This window comes from Citrobacter sp. Cf125 (assembly GCF_030333935.1).
In the GTDB taxonomy this organism is placed as follows: Bacteria; Pseudomonadota; Gammaproteobacteria; order Enterobacterales; family Enterobacteriaceae; genus Citrobacter; species Citrobacter freundii.
Window position 1 is genome coordinate 185373 of the sequence record NZ_JAOWEY010000025.1, and the last position, 18578, is coordinate 203950.

Consider the following 18578-nt stretch of genomic DNA (forward strand, 5'->3'; position numbering starts at 1 on the left):
CAATAAAAAAGGCCCGCACTAGCGGGCCTTTTGTCGATTCATGCCAATTACAGGCTGGAAACGTTCTCGGTCAGGTATTTTGCTACGCCGTCCGGAGACGCGTTCATACCTTCTTTACCTTTTTCCCACTGTGCCGGGCATACGTCGCCGTGCTCTTCGTGGAACTGCAGCGCGTCAACCATGCGCAGCATTTCGTCGATGTTACGACCCAGCGGCAGATCGTTAACCACCTGGTGGCGAACAACGCCGTTAGCGTCGATCAGGAAAGAACCGCGCAGAGCAACGCCAGCTTCCGGGTGCTCGATGCCGTAGGCTTTCTGGATTTCGCGTTTGATGTCAGCAACCATTGCGTATTTCACTGCACCGATGCCGCCTTTGTCGACAGGGGTGTTACGCCATGCGTTGTGGACAAATTCAGAGTCGAAGGAAACGCCAACAACTTCAACGCCGCGCTTCTGGAATTCTTCGTAACGTTTGTCGAATGCGATCAGTTCAGACGGGCAAACGAAGGTGAAGTCCATCGGCCAGAAGAACAGAACGGTAGTTTTACCGTTGGTATGCTGTTTGAAGTTGAAGTTTTCAACGATCTCACCGCTACCCAGTACCGCAGCTGCTGTGAAATCCGGAGCCTGACGAGTTACCAGTACCATATAATTCTCCTGCAATGTTAAGGGGTTTTTGGAACGCAACGCGGGCCAGTATAGAGAGTGTTCGTGAATAAGACAAAGAGGCGCTGGCAATCAATGAGACAGGTTTTGTCTATCAATCTTTTGCCGGATGACGGCTACGGCTTATCCGGCGGGGAATGCGGGTTGCAATCAAAGGGTTTTACGCCGCGCCAGGTCCATCATTTGCGGATAAAACTGCCAGAATCGTTCTTCTAACGCATCGTAATGCGTATTGAGGTCATACCATGAGTCGCGTAGGGCATCGAGCCGTGGACGGCGGCTGGCCATGCCGTTCAGGACGTTCTGGATAAAATCCATGTCCCGGTAGCGCTCAAGCCATTTCTCTGACCATATATAGTTATTCAGATTGATAAAGCGTGGCGGCGATTCTGGCAAAATAGTGGTTACCTGGGTACGGGCATAGCGCACAAAGTCCGTCAGCGGGAACTCAGGGGAGATCTCCGACCAGTGGCGCGACAGAAAATGATCCCACATGACATCCAGCGTAATCGGCGCGACGCGGCGCGTTTCGCTACGAAACCATTCTTTGGCTTCACGCACCTGCGGCAGGTTATCTGTCATCACGTCGATACGACGATGCATGAAGATGCCTTCTACCACATCAGGCGAGTAGTGCGTTTCCGGATTACCCCGGACAAAATCGGCCAGCAGATTGCCGGAAAGCGAGCTGTCGGCAAGGTGAGCGAGATGCAAATGTGCAAGAAAATTCATAGTTAAATGTTTATCCAGAGGGGTAAAGGTTGCAGGGAGAACGCCCCGGCACTAGACTACCCGCCTCTTATTTTAGTCTGAGTCAGTGTCATGCGCGTTACCGATTTCACCTTTGAACTACCCGAATCCCTGATTGCCCACTATCCGCAAGCTGAGCGCAGTAGCTGTCGCTTGCTGTCTTTGGACGGGCCGACGGGCGCGCTGACGCACGGTACTTTCACCGATTTGCTCGATAAGCTCAACCCTGGCGATTTGCTGGTCTTTAACAACACCCGCGTTATTCCTGCGCGTCTGTTTGGTCGTAAAGCCAGCGGCGGTAAAATTGAAGTGCTGGTCGAGCGTATGCTGGATGACAAACGTATTCTGGCGCATATTCGTGCCTCGAAAGCGCCGAAACCGGGCGCCGAGCTGCTGCTGGGCGATGACGAAAGCATTAAAGCAACGATGGTGGCGCGCCATGACGCGCTGTTTGAAGTTGAGTTTAACGACGAACGCAGCGTGCTGGATATCCTCAACGCGATTGGCCATATGCCGTTGCCGCCGTATATCGACCGTCCGGATGAAGACGCCGACCGCGAGCTGTACCAGACCGTGTACAGCGAAAAACCGGGTGCCGTCGCTGCGCCGACCGCGGGTCTGCATTTTGACGATCCGCTGCTGGCTAAACTGCGCGATAAAGGCATTGAAATGGCGTTCGTCACCCTGCACGTTGGAGCAGGTACTTTCCAGCCGGTGCGCGTAGACACTATTGAAGACCACATTATGCACTCCGAATATGCGGAAGTGCCGCAGGATGTGGTGGACGCGGTGCTGGCGGCGAAAGCGCGCGGTAACCGTGTGATTGCGGTGGGCACCACCTCCGTACGTTCACTGGAAAGTGCGGCGCAGGCGGCCAAAAACGATCTAATCGAGCCGTTCTTCGGCGATACACAAATCTTTATTTATCCAGGCTATAAATATCAGGTGATTGATGCTCTGGTCACCAACTTCCACCTGCCGGAATCGACACTGATTATGCTGGTTTCCGCATTTGCTGGTTATAAAAACACCATGCACGCCTATCATGAAGCGGTAAAAGCGGAATATCGCTTTTTTAGTTACGGGGATGCGATGTTTATCACGTACAATCCGCAGGCTATTTCTGAGCGTGTCGGGGAATAAGTTTCCGGCATGAGTGTTTAAAACGTCGGACTGTTTTTCTGACGCAGGAGTGAAGATGAAATTTGAACTGGATACCACAGACGGTCGCGCTCGCCGCGGCCGCCTGGTTTTTGATCGTGGCGTAGTAGAAACGCCTGCTTTTATGCCGGTCGGTACTTACGGCACAGTAAAAGGCATGACGCCGGAAGAAGTTGAAGCGACCGGCGCACAGATCATCCTCGGCAACACTTTCCACCTGTGGCTACGACCGGGGCAGGAAATCATGAAACTGCACGGCGATCTGCACGATTTTATGCAGTGGAAAGGGCCGATCCTCACCGATTCCGGCGGCTTCCAGGTGTTCAGCCTGGGCGATATCCGGAAGATAACCGAACAAGGCGTGCATTTCCGTAACCCGATCAACGGCGATCCGATTTTCCTCGATCCCGAGAAGTCGATGGAGATTCAATACGATCTCGGTTCCGATATCGTGATGATCTTCGACGAATGTACACCGTATCCGGCCGACTGGGACTATGCTAAACGCTCGATGGAGATGTCTCTGCGTTGGGCGAAGCGCAGCCGTGACCGTTTTGATAGCCTCGGCAACAAAAATGCGCTTTTTGGCATCATTCAGGGCAGTGTTTACGAAGATTTACGTGATATCTCCGTCAAAGGTCTGGTAGATATCGGCTTTGATGGCTACGCTGTCGGCGGTTTGGCTGTCGGTGAGCCGAAGGAAGATATGCACCGCATTCTGGAACATGTTTGCCCGCAGATTCCGGCAGATAAACCGCGTTACCTGATGGGCGTCGGTAAACCAGAAGATCTGGTTGAAGGCGTGCGTCGCGGTATCGATATGTTTGACTGTGTGATGCCAACGCGAAATGCCCGTAATGGTCATTTGTTTGTGACTGACGGCGTGGTAAAAATTCGTAACGCGAAACATAAAAGCGACACCAGTCCGCTCGATGCTGAGTGTGATTGCTACACCTGTCGCAATTATTCGCGCGCTTACTTGCATCATCTCGACCGTTGCAACGAAATATTGGGCGCGCGTCTCAACACGATTCATAACCTTCGCTACTACCAGCGTTTGATGGCGGGTTTACGCAAGGCTATTGAAGAGGGTAAATTAGAGAGCTTCGTGACCGATTTTTACCAACGTCAGGGTAGACCAGTTCCACCTGTGAACGTTGATTAATTTTAATAATGAGGGAATTTGAATGAGCTTTTTTATTTCTGATGCGGTAGCGGCAACAGGTGCTCCGGCGCAGGGCAGCCCGATGTCTCTGATTCTGATGCTGGTGGTGTTTGGTCTGATTTTCTACTTCATGATCCTGCGCCCGCAGCAAAAGCGTACCAAAGAACACAAAAATCTGATGAACTCCATTGCGAAAGGCGATGAAGTGCTGACTAACGGTGGTCTGGTGGGTCGCGTGACCAAAGTAGCAGAATCTGGCTACATCGCTATCGCGCTGAACGACACCACTGAAGTGGTTATTAAACGTGATTTCGTAGCTGCCGTTCTGCCGAAAGGCACCATGAAGGCGCTGTAATTTATTGTTTTCCCAAAGGGAACTGCCGTGTTAAACCGTTATCCTTTGTGGAAGTATGTCATGCTGATCGTCGTTATTGTCGTCGGTCTGCTCTATGCGCTTCCCAACCTGTATGGTGAGGATCCGGCTGTTCAAATCACTGGCGTGCGCGGTGCCGCCGCCAGTGAGCAAACGCTGATCCAGGTCCAGAAAACGTTACAAGAAGATAAAATCACACCTAAGTCTGTGGCTCTGGAAGAGGGTGCTATTCTCGCGCGCTTCGACTCCACTGATACCCAACTGCGCGCACGTGAAGTATTAATGGGCGTACTGGGCGATCAGTACGTCGTGGCGCTTAACCTTGCTCCGGCAACCCCGCGTTGGCTGGCTGCCATTCATGCAGAACCGATGAAACTCGGTCTTGACCTGCGTGGCGGCGTTCACTTCCTGATGGAAGTGGATATGGATACCGCGCTGAGTAAGTTGCAGGAACAAAATATCGATAGCCTGCGCAGCGATCTGCGTGAAAAAGGCATTCCTTATACTACCGTTCGCAAAGAAGATAACTACGGTCTGAGCATCACTTTCCGTGATAGCAGCGCCCGTGATGAAGCTATCTCTTACTTGAGCAAACGTCACCAGGATCTGGTTATTTCCAGCCAGGGCAGCAATGCACTGCGTGCTGTAATGACCGATGCGCGCCTGAGCGAAGCCCGTGAGTACGCGGTACAGCAGAACATCAACATTCTGCGTAATCGTGTTAACCAACTGGGTGTTGCTGAGCCGGTGGTACAACGTCAGGGCGCTGACCGCATCGTGGTCGAACTGCCGGGTATTCAGGATACCGCGCGTGCGAAAGAAATTCTGGGCGCAACCGCGACGCTGGAGTTCCGTCTGGTAAACACCAACGTTGACCAGTCCGCTGCAGCATCGGGTCGTGTTCCGGGTGATTCGGAAGTGAAACAGTCTCGTGAAGGTCAGCCTGTTGTGCTGTACAAGCGCGTGATCCTGACCGGTGACCATATCACCGACTCCACTTCCAGCCAGGACGAATACAATCAGCCGCAGGTTAACATCTCGCTGGATAGCGCGGGTGGTAACATCATGTCCAACTTCACCAAGGACAACATCGGTAAGCCGATGGCGACCCTGTTCGTGGAGTACAAAGACAGCGGTAAGAAAGATGCTAACGGTCGTGCAGTACTGGTGAAACAGGAAGAGGTGATTAACATTGCCAATATCCAGTCTCGCCTGGGTAACAGCTTCCGTATCACCGGTATCAACAACCCGAACGAAGCGCGTCAGCTTTCTCTGCTGTTACGTGCCGGTGCGTTGATTGCGCCGATTCAGATTGTGGAAGAACGTACCATCGGCCCAACCCTGGGTATGCAGAACATTAAACAGGGTCTGGAAGCGTGTCTGGCCGGTCTGGTGGTGTCTATCCTGTTCATGATCTTCTTCTATAAGAAGTTCGGTCTGATTGCGACCAGTGCGCTGATTGCTAACCTGGTATTGATTGTCGGTATTATGTCGTTGCTGCCGGGCGCTACGCTAAGTATGCCGGGGATTGCGGGGATTGTCTTAACCCTTGCCGTCGCGGTCGATGCGAACGTACTGATCAACGAACGTATCAAAGAAGAGTTGAGTAACGGGCGTTCGGTGCAGCAGGCCATCAACGAAGGTTATGCGGGCGCATTTAGCTCCATCTTTGATGCGAACATTACGACGCTGATCAAGGTCATCATCCTGTACGCAGTTGGCACCGGGGCAATTAAAGGGTTCGCGATTACTACCGGTATTGGTGTGGCGACGTCGATGTTTACCGCGATTGTCGGTACACGTGCCATCGTAAACCTGTTGTATGGCGGCAAGCGCGTCAAAAAGCTGTCAATCTGAGGAGTGCGAAGTGGCACAGGAATATACTGTTGAACAATTAAACCACGGCCGTAAAGTCTGGGACTTTATGCGCTGGGACTACTGGGCTTTCGGCATTTCAGGTTTCCTGCTGATTGCGGCCATCGTGGTGATGGGCGTACGCGGGTTTAACTGGGGTCTCGATTTCACCGGTGGTACGGTTATTGAAATCACGCTGGAAAAACCGGCCGATATGGACGTGATGCGCGATGCACTGGAGAAAGCGGGCTTCGTTGATCCGCTTCTGCAGAACTTCGGCAGCAGCCACGACATTATGGTACGTATGCCGCCAACTGAAGGTGCAGACGGCGGTCAGGTGCTGGGCAGCAAAGTGTTGAGTGTGATTAACGAATCCACCAACCAAAACGCCGCGGTGAAGCGAATTGAATTCGTGGGTCCGAGCGTGGGGGCTGATCTGGCGCAAACCGGTGCGATGGCGCTGATGGCGGCGCTGATCTCCATCCTGGTGTACGTCGGTTTCCGCTTTGAGTGGCGACTGGCGGCGGGGGTGGTTATCGCTCTGGCGCACGACGTGATTATCACACTTGGGATCCTGTCGTTGTTCCATATCGAGATTGACCTGACTATCGTCGCATCACTGATGTCGGTAATCGGTTACTCGCTGAACGATAGTATCGTTGTATCTGACCGTATTCGTGAAAACTTCCGCAAAATTCGTCGCGGTACTCCTTACGAAATCTTTAACGTGTCACTGACTCAAACGCTGCACCGTACGTTGATTACGTCCGGTACAACGTTGATGGTTATTCTGATGCTGTTCCTGTTCGGTGGTCCGGTACTGGAAGGCTTCTCGCTGACGATGCTGATCGGTGTTTCCATCGGTACCGCATCTTCTATCTACGTGGCATCGGCGCTGGCGCTGAAGCTGGGTATGAAGCGTGAGCACATGCTGCAGCAGAAGGTCGAGAAAGAAGGGGCGGATCAACCGTCGATTCTTCCTTAACCATTAAGAGTGAAGATACTGGAATCCCGATCGTAAGGTCGGGATTTTTTTTTGCCTGTGAATTAGCGACAGGCAATTATCTTTTCCTGTCGCCACACTACTGACAGTATGCTGTCAGTAGCCCTGTCTTATAGTCCTTCTGAGATTACCCACACAGGCAGGAGGAAGTATGAGCAACGTAATTAATTGGTTTGAAATCCCTGTAGCACAAATGGATCGCGCCATCGCTTTTTATGAACCAGTGATGCAGGTTTCTTTGCGTCGGGAAAATATGGACTGCGCTGAGCTGGCCGTATTTCCGCATCAGGATCCCGCTCCCGGCGGGGCGCTGGCTAAATTTGACGGTATTACTCCTTCAGCGCAGGGCGCTATTATTTATCTGCATACGGACGATTTGGCGGCAACGCTTGAACGCGTCGCCACTGCTGGCGGTCAGTGTGTGTTTGGCCCACTCGAACTGGGGCAGGACATTGGTACGATTGCGCTATTTACTGACAGCGAAGGCAATCGTGTTGGTTTACATCAACCCGCGTAATATTTTCAGCACTGAGGATTAAAATGAGCAGACGCGCCGACCGCTTGTTTCAGATTGTACAAATCCTGCGTGGCAGGCGAGTGACAACGGCGGCGCTGCTGGCAGAACGTCTTGAAGTTTCTGAACGGACGATTTATCGCGATATCCGCGATCTCTCTTTATCCGGCGTGCCCATTGAAGGCGAAGTGGGCAGTGGATACCGCTTAATGGCGGGGTTTGATCTGCCGCCGTTGATGTTAACCCAGCACGAATCAGAAGCGTTGATGGTAGCGATTCGGTTGCTGAAAACATGGGGCGGGGATTCACTCTCACAGGCGCTGGAATCAGCACAGGAAAAAGTGTTGGCGATATTGCCGCCAGAGAGTCGGCGCAGAGCCGAGCAAACGCGGATTTTCGCGCCAGATTTTGGTAATCAGCCGCATTCACGCAGTGCGTTCGATCTCATACATCGCGCGGTTTCAGCTCAGCAGGTGCTGGCGCTGCATTATCGCGATGAGTCCGGGAACCTCTCGTGGCGCGACGTTCAGCCGCTGGGATTATTTTTCTGGGGCGAGCACTGGCTGCTGGTTGGCTGGTGCGAGAAGCGTGATGATTATCGTTGTTTTCGCGTTGATCGATGTCTGAAGATCACGCCACTCGACAGGCACTTTCGCGAATCTGCGGATCGTTCGCTAAGTGACTTTTTACGTAAAGTACGCTGTGAAGACCAGCCATAAAAAAGCCAGCGGTTAAGCTGGCTTGTTTGCGATAAATTGTCTGGATTAGAAGTTGTAACCTACGACCAGGTAACCACCCCAACCGGTAGATTTCGCGCTGAAGTCGCCTTCGCCCCAGTTCAGAGTATCCCCACCTTTCCACTGACCGCCGTTATGGAAGTAACGTGCTACGACAGAGTAGTGCCAGTGATCGTAGTTCAGCGCCAGGACGTGGCTGGAAGCGATAGAGTTGCTGGTGCGGTTCGGGTCATCACCCAAATCTGAGCCCCAGTCGAAGTTGGTGAAGCCGATGTAGGTCAGCTGGCCGCCCCAAACCTGGGTGATCGGCACAAAGTATTTCACTTTGAAACGGTAGCCATCCCACTCGTTTTCGTTGGATGCGCCATAGTTCTGCCACTGGTATTTAGCATAGACGTTCAGGGACAGACCCATCGGCAGACCGGTATCGATATCGGTACCCAGACCCATATACCAGGTGCTCTGGCGGCTGGCTTTGTTATCACCCATGTCGTAGATGTAGTTGTTGGCGAAATACCATTCTTTGAACGGACCAAAGCTCAGGTCAGCACCGGTCAGTTTATCGATGGAGAAACGCGGTTCGATTTCCATAAACAATGGGGAACCGTCAGACCAGATACCTTTATCGTTGCCGTTACCCCAGTCGAAGGTTTTCGGAATATCGATGTAGCCATAGAAATCAAACCAGTCTTTTTTGGCAAATGCTTCGTATTCCAGATACACGTCGTTGTTCAGTTTCGGAGAGAAACGGGTGTGATAGCTACCCACCACGTTAACGCTCTGGTGCCACCAGTCGGACAGATATTGCGGTTTGTCATTTTCTGCTGCGTTGGCAGTAAATGACGAGGAGAGCGCCAGCACTGCACCGGCTGCAAGTAATGTTTTTTTCATATGTATGCCACTGTTTGAAATCCCTTTCGGGAGTGAAAAATGCGCAATTTGCGTTTCTAAATATTTCGTAATTCTTCGGAGCCTATTATAAAAATCATTGTTCACAAAAATATGTCTTGTTTCACAGTTCTATCATTTGCGTAATCGATTGCGTTCACGTTTGCGTACTTTAGGCGGCGAATTGTACTGGCTCTCATGAATGTTGCCAAGTTTTACCAGAAATATCGGTTATGTCAGGGGAGTAACAAAATGGAGCGGAGTGATGTTGCGGAACGCACAAAACGTTCCGCAAAAAAGTTTATTGGCTAACAGGCTGGATGTCGTGGATGCGAACAAATCCTAACTGATCTGGAGTGAGGCCATTTATCTGCAACGGAATGTCTACGTCGCTGGGAGCAAGAATACTCGCCGGAGCGTTGACCAACTGGTTGTGAACGTTCACTTCCTGATAGTTGTCCGTGGTGCCCTGAATTTGCCCGTATTCGACGGTGGCGCTAAAGGCGGGTAAAGGCGTGTTGGATTCACCCTGAATCCGTAGCGTCAGGCGCGTACCATCCGCGTTCGGTGCAATGTTTACCAGCGACATGCGTAAAGTGCCAATCTGGCTGTCCAGTCGTGCCGGGGTTTTGGAACCCGGTAGCAGATAGACGCCGCTGGTTGATTTTGCATTCAACATATTTTGTTGCGTAATTTTTACTGTTTCCTGATTAAGCTGCGCCATCTCTTTATTCAATGTGCTAACGCTTTGATGCATCTGGCGTACTTCGCTTTGCTGTGCGCAGGCACTAAGACTAAAGAGACTTCCCACCAGGAGAATTCTTAGGTAACGTCTTGTCATTGTGATTACTTCCTTCATTGTCGCGATAGCATAATGGTAGTGTGGACTGAGCACGAAGGCATCGATCCTTTGTCTCAAAAGCGCAGTGCCTTTGTTGTCACGGCAGTTCAGGGTAAAATAGATTCTGTTAACCACTGAGGTACAGGACGCCGTATGCATTGCCCATTCTGTTTCGCCGTAGACACTAAGGTAATTGACTCTCGTCTTGTAGGCGAGGGCTCCTCGGTACGCCGCCGTCGGCAGTGTCTGGTCTGTAACGAACGTTTCACCACTTTTGAAGTGGCTGAACTTGTCATGCCGCGCGTTGTGAAAAGCAACGACGTGCGTGAACCCTTTAATGAAGAAAAGCTGCGTAGCGGCATGCTCAGAGCGCTTGAGAAACGGCCTGTTAGTGCGGATGACGTCGAAATGGCGTTAAACCATATCAAATCACAGCTGCGTGCGACTGGTGAGCGTGAGGTGCCGAGCAAGATGATTGGCAACCTGGTGATGGAGCAGTTGAAAAAGCTCGATAAAGTCGCCTACATCCGCTTTGCCTCTGTCTACCGGAGTTTCGAAGATATCAAAGAATTTGGCGAAGAGATTGCTCGCCTACAGGACTAAGCCATGCAGGATGAATTGTACATGGCGCGTGCGCTGAAGCTTGCTGCGCGCGGACGTTTTACCACTCACCCCAACCCCAACGTAGGCTGCGTGATTGTGAAGGATGGGGAGATCGTCGGTGAAGGATATCATCACCGTGCGGGCGAACCGCATGCCGAAGTTCATGCTCTGCGGATGGCTGGAGAAAAAGCGCAAGGGGCAACGGCCTATGTGACGCTTGAACCCTGTAGTCATCATGGTCGCACGCCGCCGTGTTGCGATGCGCTGATTGCGGCGGGTGTATCGCGAGTGGTTGCGGCGATGCAGGATCCCAATCCGCAGGTCGCAGGACGTGGGCTCTACCGTTTGCAGCAGGCGGGCATCGACGTCAGCCACGGGCTGATGATGAGCGAAGTTGAGCAACTGAATAAAGGCTTTCTCAAGCGCATGCGTACGGGATTCCCGTATCTGCAGCTTAAGCTTGGCGCGTCGCTTGATGGCCGTACGGCGATGGCCAGCGGTGAAAGCCAGTGGATTACCTCACCACAGGCGCGCCGCGATGTGCAACGCTTGCGCGCGCAAAGCCATGCCATTTTAACCAGCAGTGCTACGGTGCTGGCAGACGACCCTCAGCTTACCGTGCGTTGGTCGGAGCTTGGGGAGTCAACTCAGGCGAGTTACCCGCAGGAAGAGCTGCGCCAGCCAATCCGCATTGTTCTGGATAGCCAGAATCAGGTCACGCCGGAGCATCGTATTGTGCAACAGCCTGGAGAAACCTGGATTGTCCGGACTGAAGACGACCCTCGTAGCTGGCCGGAGACGGTTCGTAGCCTGAAGGTGCCGGAACATAACGGGCATCTGGATCTGGTGGTGCTGATGATGCAACTGGGCAAACAGCAAATTAACAGCATTTGGGTTGAAGCAGGTCCAACGCTCGCGGGGGCATTATTACAGGCCGGTTTGGTCGATGAGCTAATCGTGTATGTTGCGCCTAAACTGTTAGGCAGCGATGCGCGAGGATTATGTGTGCTTCCAGGCCTTGAGAAACTGGCTGACGCACCCCATTTTAAATTCAATGAGATACGCCAGGTGGGCCCGGACGTTTGCCTGCATTTAACGACTGCGTGAGGCTTTCTGATTTAGAGGAAGCAGCGCACAGAATATTATGATAAAATCCGCCCCCCTTACGGGGCCATAAATCGAACCCGAAGGAAGAATATGAACATTATTGAAGCTAACGTTGCTACCCCGGACGCTCGCGTCGCCATCACCATTGCGCGTTTCAACAACTTTATCAATGACAGCCTGCTGGAAGGGGCTATCGACGCCCTGAAACGTATTGGCCAGGTTAAAGATGAAAACATTACCGTTGTTTGGGTTCCAGGTGCATATGAGCTGCCGCTGGCCGCTGACGCACTGGCAAAAACCGGTAAATACGACGCGGTAATTGCGCTTGGTACGGTGATCCGTGGCGGTACCGCGCACTTCGAATATGTGGCTGGCGGTGCAAGCAATGGCCTGGCGCATGTCGCTCAGGACAGTGGCATTCCGGTAGCCTTCGGTGTTCTGACCACCGAAAGTATTGAACAAGCCATCGAACGTGCTGGCACTAAAGCCGGCAACAAAGGCGCAGAAGCTGCACTGACTGCGCTTGAAATGATTAATGTATTGAAAGCCATTAAGGCCTGATTTTTGTAAGGGGAAATCCGTGAAACCTGCTGCTCGTCGCCGCGCCCGTGAGTGTGCCGTCCAGGCGCTCTACTCCTGGCAGTTGTCCCAGAACGACATCGCTGATGTTGAATACCAGTTCCTGGCGGAACAGGACGTTAAAGATGTCGACGTTCTGTATTTCCGCGAACTGCTGTCCGGGGTGGCGACTAACAGCGCGTACCTGGATGGATTAATGAAGCCTTACCTGTCTCGTCTGTTAGAAGAGCTGGGTCAGGTAGAAAAAGCCGTACTGCGTATTGCGCTGTTTGAACTGTCTAAACGTAGTGATGTGCCGTACAAAGTGGCCATCAACGAAGCGATTGAACTGGCGAAAACCTTCGGCGCTGAAGATAGCCATAAATTCGTGAACGGCGTACTGGATAAAGCAGCACCTGTGATTCGCCCCAACAAAAAGTAATCCCGAGGCCGGCTGGATGGTGGAACCTGTTTCCGCTGTCCCCGGCTTTTTCTTTTTTTTCTGCTGAGGCATAACGTATGGCATGCGGCGAGTTTTCCCTGATTGCCCGTTATTTTGACCGCGTAAGAACGTCTCGTCTTGATGTCGAAACCGGTATTGGTGACGACTGCGCACTCCTGAATATCCCTGAAAAACAGACGCTGGCGATCAGTACCGATACGCTGGTGGCAGGCAATCACTTCCTCCCCGACATTGATCCCACCGATCTCGCCTGGAAAGCACTGGCGGTGAATTTGAGCGATCTGGCGGCGATGGGGGCCGATCCTGCGTGGTTGACGCTGGCACTCACGTTACCTGACGTTGATGAAGCCTGGCTTGAAGCCTTCAGTGATGGCCTGTTTGAACTGCTTAATTACTATGATATGCAGCTGATTGGCGGTGACACCACGCGTGGGCCACTGTCGATGACGTTGGGTATCCATGGCTACGTTCCTGTAGGACGGGCCTTAAAACGCTCTGGTGCGAAGCCGGGGGACTGGATTTATGTTACCGGTACGCCGGGAGACAGCGCGGCGGGGCTGGCGATTTTACAGAATCGGTTGCAGGTTGGAGATGCAAAAGACGCAGACTATCTGCTTAAACGCCATCTGCGTCCCACGCCGCGTATTTTGCAGGGACAAGCCCTGCGCGATCTGGCCAGTGCGGCTATCGATATCTCCGATGGCCTGATTTCCGATCTGGGGCATATCGTTAATGCCAGCGGCTGTGGCGCGCGGGTTAACGTCGATGCGCTGCCTTACTCCACGGCATTCGCCCGGCACGTTGAGCCGGAACAGGCCCTACGCTGGGCGCTCTCGGGCGGTGAAGATTATGAGTTATGCTTTACCGTACCGGAAATTAACCGTGGTGCGCTGGATGTGGCGCTGGGAAATCTCGGCGCAGCGTTTACCTGCATTGGGCAGATGAGCGCAGACGTGGAAGGCATTCACTTTACGCGCGATGGAAAATCCGTCACGTTTGACTGGAAAGGATATGACCATTTTGCCGCGCCTTAAAAAAGATGTCGCCAAAAGCCGCCTGAGTATGCGCAATCCGTGGCACCTGCTAGCCACCGGTTTTGGCAGCGGGTTGAGCCCAATTGTTCCTGGCACGATGGGATCGCTGGCGGCGATCCCTTTTTGGTATTTAATGACCTTTCTACCGTGGCAGCTGTATTCACTGGTGGTGATGTTATCTATCTGTATCGGCGTTTATCTGTGCCATCAAACGGCGAAAGATATGGGTGTGCACGATCACGGTAGCATTGTCTGGGACGAGTTTGTCGGGATGTGGATTACCCTAATGGCGCTGCCGACCAATGACTGGCAGTGGGTTGCCGCCGGATTTGTGATTTTCCGTATTCTGGATATGTGGAAGCCGTGGCCGATTCGTTGGTTCGATCGCAACGTGCATGGCGGGACGGGGATCATGATCGATGATATTGTGGCCGGAATACTCTCTGCCGGAATTTTGTATTTTATCGGTCATCACTGGCCGGTAGGTATCATTTAACCCTTTTGGGGGGCTGTTGTAGGCCCGATAAGCGTCGCGCCATCGGGCAATCAGTGCCGGATGCGCTATGCTTATCGGGCCTACAATTAGCCATCGCCAATACTTATTTAAATCCCACCACCGGATGCTGTTTGTACGGCGTTTCCAGCTCGGCAATCTGCTCCGGCTTCAGCGTTAAATCCACCGCATTGAGCAACTCATCCAGCTGTTCCTCGCGCGATGTGCCGATAATCGGCGCTGCCACCCCCGGTTTGCTCAGCAGCCAGGCCAGCGCAACCTGCGCCCGCGTAACACCCAACTCCTCACTGACACCGGTCAGTCGTGCGGCAATTTGCGCGTCGTTTTCATCGCTCTCGTTGTACAAATTTTTACCGACTTCATCGGAAACCAGGCGTGCTGTCGTTTCTCCCCATGGGCGCGTCAGGCGTCCACGTGCCAGCGGACTCCAGGGGATCACTGCCACGCCTTCCTGATAGCACAGTGGCAGCATTTCGCGTTCTTCTTCGCGGTAGATCAGATTGTAGTGATCCTGCATGCTAACGAACTGTGCCCAACCGTGTTGCTTCTGTAAGGCCAGCGCCTGAGCAAATTGCGAAGCGTGCATGGAGGAGGCGCCGATATAGCGCGCTTTACCGGCTTTCACGACGTCGTTTAGAGCCTCAAGGGTTTCTTCAATAGGTGTGTTGTAATCCCAGCGGTGAATTTGCAGGATGTCGACATAGTCCATACCCAGACGTCGGAGGCTGTCGTCGATTGAGCGCAGGATTTGTGCGCGGGATAATCCTTCTGCTAAATCATCAACCTGGTGAAAAACCTTGGTAGCGACGACGACATCTTCGCGGCGGGCGAAATCACGCAGCGCGCGACCGACAATCTCTTCGCTACTGCCAGCGGAGTAGCTGTTGGCGGTATCGAAAAAGTTAATGCCGCCCTCAAGGGCGTGTTTGATTATCGGGCGGCTGCTTTCTTCAGGTAGCGTCCAGGCGTGATTGCCGCGATTAGGCTCGCCAAACGTCATGCAGCCCAGGCAAAGGCGGGAGACCCGTAGGTCGGTTTTTCCTAAGATGTTGTATTTCATCAATCCACTCCTGCTTAGCTCGTGATGAATTAAGCATAGCAGGAGCGGGGAGGGGTTTATGCCAGCCAGGCCTTGATTTTGGCCTCAATTCCGACGGCATTCAGACCCAGATCGGCGCGAGCTTCATCCTGAGTTCCCTGCGGGATGAAGAAGTCTGGCAGGCCAATGTTCAGCACCGGGACGGGCTTACGATGGGCCATCAGCACTTCGTTTACACCGCTGCCAGCACCACCCATAATGGCGTTCTCTTCAATGGTAACCAGCACCTCGTGTTGGGCAGCCATTTCAAGGATCAACGTTTCATCCAGGGGTTTCACAAAACGCATATCGACCAGCGTGGCGTTCATCGACTCTGCGACCTGAGCGGCTTCCGGCATCAGGGTACCGAAGTTGAGAATTGCCACTTTCTCCCCGTGACGTTTCACTATACCTTTCCCGATAGGCAGTTGTTCCAGCGGGGTCAACTCTACGCCCACCGCGTTACCTCGCGGATAACGCACGACCGTTGGACCGTCGTTATAGTGATAGCCGGTGAACAGCATCTGGCGGCATTCGTTTTCATCACTCGGGGTCATAATGACCATTTCCGGGATGCAGCGCAGGAAGGAAAGATCGAACGCCCCTTGATGGGTTTGTCCATCTGCGCCAACAATTCCTGCCCGGTCAACGGCGAACAGAACTGGCAGTTTCTGGATGGCGACATCATGCAGCACCTGATCGTAGGCGCGCTGCAGGAAGGTCGAGTAAATAGCCACGACCGGCTTATAGCCGCCAATCGCCAGACCGGCAGCAAACGTCACCGCGTGCTGTTCGGCGATCGCCACATCGAAGTAGCGGTCCGGAAACTTACGTGAAAATTCCACCATACCGGAGCCTTCGCGCATCGCCGGGGTGATTGCCATCAGCTTATTGTCTTTCGCCGCGGTTTCGCACAGCCAGTCACCGAAGATTTTTGAATAGCTCGGCAGGCCGCCGCTGCTTTTCGGCAGGCATCCGCTGGATGGATCGAATTTTGGTACCGCGTGGAAGGTGATTGGATCTTTTTCTGCCGGCTCGTAACCACGACCTTTTTTGGTCATGATGTGCAGGAACTGCGGGCCTTTCAGATCGCGCATGTTCTTCAGTGTGGTGATAAGCCCCAGCACGTCGTGACCGTCCACCGGACCGATATAGTTAAATCCCAGTTCTTCAAACAGCGTACCCGGCACAACCATGCCTTTGATGTGTTCTTCGGTACGTTTGAGCAGCTCTTTAATCGGCGGTACGCCGGAGAAGACTTTTTTCCCTCCTTCGCGTAGCGAGGAGTAGAGTTTGCCAGAGAGTAGTTGCGCCAGATGATTGTTCAGCGCGCCAACGTTCTCTGAAATCGACATTTCATTGTCGTTGAGGATAACCAGCATGTCGGGCTTAATATCGCCTGCGTGGTTCATCGCTTCAAACGCCATCCCGGCGGTGATAGCGCCGTCGCCAATCACACATACGGTACGACGTTCTTTGCCTTCTTTCTCAGCGGCAACCGCAATACCGATACCTGCGCTGATGGAGGTTGAAGAGTGCCCAACGCTCAGTACGTCATACTCGCTCTCACCGCGCCACGGGAACGGATGCAAACCGCCTTTCTGACGAATGGTGCCGATTTTATCACGGCGACCGGTCAGTATTTTGTGCGGGTAAGCCTGATGTCCTACATCCCAGATTAACTGGTCAAACGGGGTATTGTAGACATAGTGCAGCGCGACGGTGAGTTCCACCGTGCCCAGACCAGAGGCGAAGTGCCCGCTGGAACGGCTTACGCTGTCGAGCAAATAGCGGCGCAGTTCGTCGCAAAGCTTTGGCAGGCTCTCTTTTGGCAGCAGACGTAACTCCTGGGTGGAGTCGACCAGCGCCAGGGTCGGGTATTTGGCTATATCAAAACTCATCGCAAGCTCATGGGATATGTTGGTTTATTTATCACGCTGGATTATGTAGTCCGCTAGCGCTTCCAGTGCCGAGGTATCGAGTGACTGTGCGGCCAGCAAACTTAGCGACTGGCGGGCATCCTCGATTAAATCCCGGGCTTTATTCTGGGCTTGCTCAAGACCCAGAAGTGCAGGATAGGTACTTTTGCCAAGCTGCTGGTCAGCACCCTGACGTTTACCCAATGTTGCAGTATCGCCTACCACATCCAGGATGTCATCCTGAACCTGGAAGGCCAGACCGATGCTTTCTGCGTATTTGTCGAGTATTGCCAGGCATTCTCGCCCTTTATCGCCTGCGCTTAATGCTCCCAGACGTACGGCGGCGCGAATCAATGCCCCGGTTTTATGGCGGTGAATACGCTCCAGCGCATCCAGCTCAACCTGATGACCTTCAGCTTCCAGATCCAGCGCCTGACCGCCGCACATACCGGCGATACCGCTGGCCTGAGCCAGTTCAGAGATCATCGCGATGCGGTCACGGTCAGATACTTCCGGCATTGGAGCGTCGCTGATAATGGAGAATGCCAGCGTTTGCAGCGCATCTCCGGCCAGGATCGCGTTTGCCTCACCAAATTTTACGTGGCAAGTCGGCAGACCGCGGCGCAGGTCGTCGTCGTCCATCGCGGGTAAATCATCGTGCATCAGCGAATAGGCGTGAATGCATTCGACGGCGGCAGCGGGAGCATCAAGCGTACTCAGGCTGACACCAAACATCTGACCGGTCGCATACACCAGAAACGGGCGCAGGCGTTTACCGCCTAATAATGCGCCATATTGCATGGTTTCGACCACGGGAGTGTTCTGAAAGGGCAGTGGCGCGATAAAACGGCTCAGTGCCTGATTGGCCTGCTCAACGCAAGCCTGTAACTGCTGCGTAAAATCCATTTACTCATTATCCGGTGTAAAAGGCGTAAGGGCCGCGTCTTCAGTATCTGACAGCAGGATTTGTACGCGCTGTTCAGCCTGTTGCAATTTGACCTGTCCCTGACGCGCCAGTTGTACGCCACGTTCGAATTCGTTCAGCGCTTCTTCCAGCGGCAGGTCGCCGCTTTCCAGGCGGGTAACAATCTGTTCCAGCTCGCTCAGCGCGGTTTCAAAACTGGCGGGCGCTTCATTTTTCTTCGGCATAATGAATGTCTGACTCTCTGTATTGGCAGCACAAGACTATGGTAACGGACTCGCACTGATAAGCAAATAACGCGCAATGGTAAGGCGATGTGCACAGGATGACCATGATAGTGGTATACTTGCGCGCCTGGATGCAGCCGCAGGGTATGGGCTGCTGTATTTTTTTCCATTACAAGTCATTCAGACTTGCCAAAGAACC

21 protein-coding genes are annotated in these 18578 nt (G+C 53.1%); 13 read left to right on the forward strand and 8 right to left on the reverse strand.

Features of this window, described 5'->3' with window-relative positions; genetic code table 11:
• Nucleotides 1-47 precede the first annotated feature (47 nt).
• Together OGV89_RS17570 and acpH are read right to left on the reverse strand one after the other, a co-directional pair.
• A complete protein-coding gene (locus tag OGV89_RS17570; RefSeq protein ID WP_003021524.1) occupies nt 48-650 on the reverse strand; it encodes a peroxiredoxin in 603 nt (200 codons plus the stop codon).
• A gap of 168 nt (nt 651-818) precedes the next feature.
• On the reverse strand, nt 819-1400 hold the full coding sequence (gene acpH / locus OGV89_RS17575) for an ACP phosphodiesterase (RefSeq protein ID WP_003847601.1): 582 nt from the start codon (nt 1398-1400) through the stop codon (nt 819-821).
• A 90-nt stretch (nt 1401-1490) separates the two neighbouring features.
• Between acpH and queA the strand changes: the two genes are divergently transcribed.
• The 7 genes from queA (at nt 1491) to OGV89_RS17610 (ending at nt 8207) form a co-directional block, all read left to right on the forward strand.
• A complete protein-coding gene (queA, locus tag OGV89_RS17580; RefSeq protein WP_003021529.1) occupies nt 1491-2561 on the forward strand; it encodes a tRNA preQ1(34) S-adenosylmethionine ribosyltransferase-isomerase QueA in 1071 nt (356 codons plus the stop codon).
• A 55-nt stretch (nt 2562-2616) separates the two neighbouring features.
• On the forward strand, nt 2617-3744 hold the full coding sequence (gene tgt / locus OGV89_RS17585) for a tRNA guanosine(34) transglycosylase Tgt (protein ID WP_003021535.1): 1128 nt from the start codon (nt 2617-2619) through the stop codon (nt 3742-3744).
• Between the two features lie 22 nt (nt 3745-3766).
• Nucleotides 3767-4099: a preprotein translocase subunit YajC gene (gene yajC, locus OGV89_RS17590; RefSeq protein ID WP_003021544.1), complete on the forward strand. Its 333-nt coding sequence runs from the start codon at nt 3767-3769 to the stop codon at nt 4097-4099.
• Between the two features lie 27 nt (nt 4100-4126).
• Complete coding sequence (secD, locus tag OGV89_RS17595) at nt 4127-5974, forward strand: protein translocase subunit SecD (protein ID WP_003021547.1); 1848 nt, start codon at nt 4127-4129, stop codon at nt 5972-5974.
• 10 nt (nt 5975-5984) lie between these two features.
• Nucleotides 5985-6956: a protein translocase subunit SecF gene (secF, locus tag OGV89_RS17600; protein WP_003021550.1), complete on the forward strand. Its 972-nt coding sequence runs from the start codon at nt 5985-5987 to the stop codon at nt 6954-6956.
• A 169-nt stretch (nt 6957-7125) separates the two neighbouring features.
• The gene (locus OGV89_RS17605) at nt 7126-7491 is read left to right on the forward strand and encodes a VOC family protein (protein WP_003021554.1); all 366 of its coding nucleotides are present in this window, start codon (nt 7126-7128) and stop codon (nt 7489-7491) included.
• A gap of 23 nt (nt 7492-7514) precedes the next feature.
• The gene (locus OGV89_RS17610) at nt 7515-8207 is read left to right on the forward strand and encodes a helix-turn-helix transcriptional regulator (protein ID WP_003021558.1); all 693 of its coding nucleotides are present in this window, start codon (nt 7515-7517) and stop codon (nt 8205-8207) included.
• 45 nt (nt 8208-8252) lie between these two features.
• On the opposite strand, the gene OGV89_RS17615 is transcribed toward OGV89_RS17610, so the two are convergent.
• On the reverse strand, nt 8253-9116 hold the full coding sequence (locus OGV89_RS17615; RefSeq protein ID WP_003021561.1) for a nucleoside-specific channel-forming protein Tsx: 864 nt from the start codon (nt 9114-9116) through the stop codon (nt 8253-8255).
• A gap of 298 nt (nt 9117-9414) precedes the next feature.
• A complete protein-coding gene (locus tag OGV89_RS17620; protein ID WP_003021567.1) occupies nt 9415-9954 on the reverse strand; it encodes a SadB/YajI family lipoprotein in 540 nt (179 codons plus the stop codon).
• A 153-nt stretch (nt 9955-10107) separates the two neighbouring features.
• Here OGV89_RS17620 and nrdR point away from each other — a divergent pair, with 153 nt between their 5' ends.
• The 6 genes from nrdR to pgpA all read left to right on the forward strand — a co-directional run bounded on the left by nrdR (nt 10108) and on the right by pgpA (nt 14215).
• On the forward strand, nt 10108-10557 hold the full coding sequence (gene nrdR, locus OGV89_RS17625) for a transcriptional regulator NrdR (RefSeq protein ID WP_003021571.1): 450 nt from the start codon (nt 10108-10110) through the stop codon (nt 10555-10557).
• A 3-nt stretch (nt 10558-10560) separates the two neighbouring features.
• Nucleotides 10561-11664: a bifunctional diaminohydroxyphosphoribosylaminopyrimidine deaminase/5-amino-6-(5-phosphoribosylamino)uracil reductase RibD gene (ribD, locus tag OGV89_RS17630; protein WP_003021573.1), complete on the forward strand. Its 1104-nt coding sequence runs from the start codon at nt 10561-10563 to the stop codon at nt 11662-11664.
• A 90-nt stretch (nt 11665-11754) separates the two neighbouring features.
• A complete protein-coding gene (gene ribH / locus OGV89_RS17635) occupies nt 11755-12225 on the forward strand; it encodes a 6,7-dimethyl-8-ribityllumazine synthase (protein WP_003021575.1) in 471 nt (156 codons plus the stop codon).
• 19 nt (nt 12226-12244) lie between these two features.
• On the forward strand, nt 12245-12664 hold the full coding sequence (nusB, locus tag OGV89_RS17640) for a transcription antitermination factor NusB (RefSeq protein ID WP_000801129.1): 420 nt from the start codon (nt 12245-12247) through the stop codon (nt 12662-12664).
• Nucleotides 12665-12741: 77 nt separating this feature from the next.
• Entirely contained in the window at nt 12742-13719 is a 978-nt protein-coding gene (gene thiL / locus OGV89_RS17645; RefSeq protein ID WP_003835968.1) for a thiamine-phosphate kinase, read from the forward strand.
• The gene (gene pgpA / locus OGV89_RS17650) at nt 13697-14215 is read left to right on the forward strand and encodes a phosphatidylglycerophosphatase A (RefSeq protein WP_003021578.1); all 519 of its coding nucleotides are present in this window, start codon (nt 13697-13699) and stop codon (nt 14213-14215) included. The genes thiL and pgpA overlap by 23 nt, the downstream gene beginning before the upstream one ends.
• A 103-nt stretch (nt 14216-14318) precedes the next feature.
• On the opposite strand, the gene yajO is transcribed toward pgpA, so the two are convergent.
• From yajO to xseB, 4 genes are read right to left on the reverse strand one after another with little or no spacing between them, the layout of a single operon-like run.
• Complete coding sequence (yajO, locus tag OGV89_RS17655) at nt 14319-15293, reverse strand: 1-deoxyxylulose-5-phosphate synthase YajO (protein WP_003847594.1); 975 nt, start codon at nt 15291-15293, stop codon at nt 14319-14321.
• Between the two features lie 56 nt (nt 15294-15349).
• A complete protein-coding gene (gene dxs, locus OGV89_RS17660) occupies nt 15350-17212 on the reverse strand; it encodes a 1-deoxy-D-xylulose-5-phosphate synthase (RefSeq protein ID WP_032936978.1) in 1863 nt (620 codons plus the stop codon).
• A gap of 24 nt (nt 17213-17236) precedes the next feature.
• A complete protein-coding gene (gene ispA, locus OGV89_RS17665; protein WP_003021584.1) occupies nt 17237-18136 on the reverse strand; it encodes a (2E,6E)-farnesyl diphosphate synthase in 900 nt (299 codons plus the stop codon).
• Complete coding sequence (gene xseB / locus OGV89_RS17670; protein WP_038638224.1) at nt 18137-18379, reverse strand: exodeoxyribonuclease VII small subunit; 243 nt, start codon at nt 18377-18379, stop codon at nt 18137-18139.
• Nucleotides 18380-18578 lie beyond the last annotated feature (199 nt).

Bases quoted from the DNA above. Each gene is read 5' to 3' on its own strand.
- OGV89_RS17610 (WP_003021558.1), top strand. From the start codon at position 7,515: ATGAGCAGACGCGCCGACCGCTTGTTTCAGATTGTACAAATCCTGCGT.
- ribD (WP_003021573.1), top strand. From the start codon at position 10,561: ATGCAGGATGAATTGTACATGGCGCGTGCGCTGAAGCTTGCTGCGCGC.
- ribH (WP_003021575.1), top strand. From the start codon at position 11,755: ATGAACATTATTGAAGCTAACGTTGCTACCCCGGACGCTCGCGTCGCC.
- thiL (WP_003835968.1), top strand. From the start codon at position 12,742: ATGGCATGCGGCGAGTTTTCCCTGATTGCCCGTTATTTTGACCGCGTA.
- yajC (WP_003021544.1), top strand. From the start codon at position 3,767: ATGAGCTTTTTTATTTCTGATGCGGTAGCGGCAACAGGTGCTCCGGCG.
- OGV89_RS17615 (WP_003021561.1), bottom strand. From the start codon at position 9,116: ATGAAAAAAACATTACTTGCAGCCGGTGCAGTGCTGGCGCTCTCCTCG.
- dxs (WP_032936978.1), bottom strand. From the start codon at position 17,212: ATGAGTTTTGATATAGCCAAATACCCGACCCTGGCGCTGGTCGACTCC.
- yajO (WP_003847594.1), bottom strand. From the start codon at position 15,293: ATGAAATACAACATCTTAGGAAAAACCGACCTACGGGTCTCCCGCCTT.
- ispA (WP_003021584.1), bottom strand. From the start codon at position 18,136: ATGGATTTTACGCAGCAGTTACAGGCTTGCGTTGAGCAGGCCAATCAG.
- xseB (WP_038638224.1), bottom strand. From the start codon at position 18,379: ATGCCGAAGAAAAATGAAGCGCCCGCCAGTTTTGAAACCGCGCTGAGC.
- queA (WP_003021529.1), top strand. From the start codon at position 1,491: ATGCGCGTTACCGATTTCACCTTTGAACTACCCGAATCCCTGATTGCC.
- OGV89_RS17605 (WP_003021554.1), top strand. From the start codon at position 7,126: ATGAGCAACGTAATTAATTGGTTTGAAATCCCTGTAGCACAAATGGAT.
- acpH (WP_003847601.1), bottom strand. From the start codon at position 1,400: ATGAATTTTCTTGCACATTTGCATCTCGCTCACCTTGCCGACAGCTCG.
- pgpA (WP_003021578.1), top strand. From the start codon at position 13,697: ATGACCATTTTGCCGCGCCTTAAAAAAGATGTCGCCAAAAGCCGCCTG.
- tgt (WP_003021535.1), top strand. From the start codon at position 2,617: ATGAAATTTGAACTGGATACCACAGACGGTCGCGCTCGCCGCGGCCGC.
- OGV89_RS17570 (WP_003021524.1), bottom strand. From the start codon at position 650: ATGGTACTGGTAACTCGTCAGGCTCCGGATTTCACAGCAGCTGCGGTA.
- nrdR (WP_003021571.1), top strand. From the start codon at position 10,108: ATGCATTGCCCATTCTGTTTCGCCGTAGACACTAAGGTAATTGACTCT.
- OGV89_RS17620 (WP_003021567.1), bottom strand. From the start codon at position 9,954: ATGACAAGACGTTACCTAAGAATTCTCCTGGTGGGAAGTCTCTTTAGT.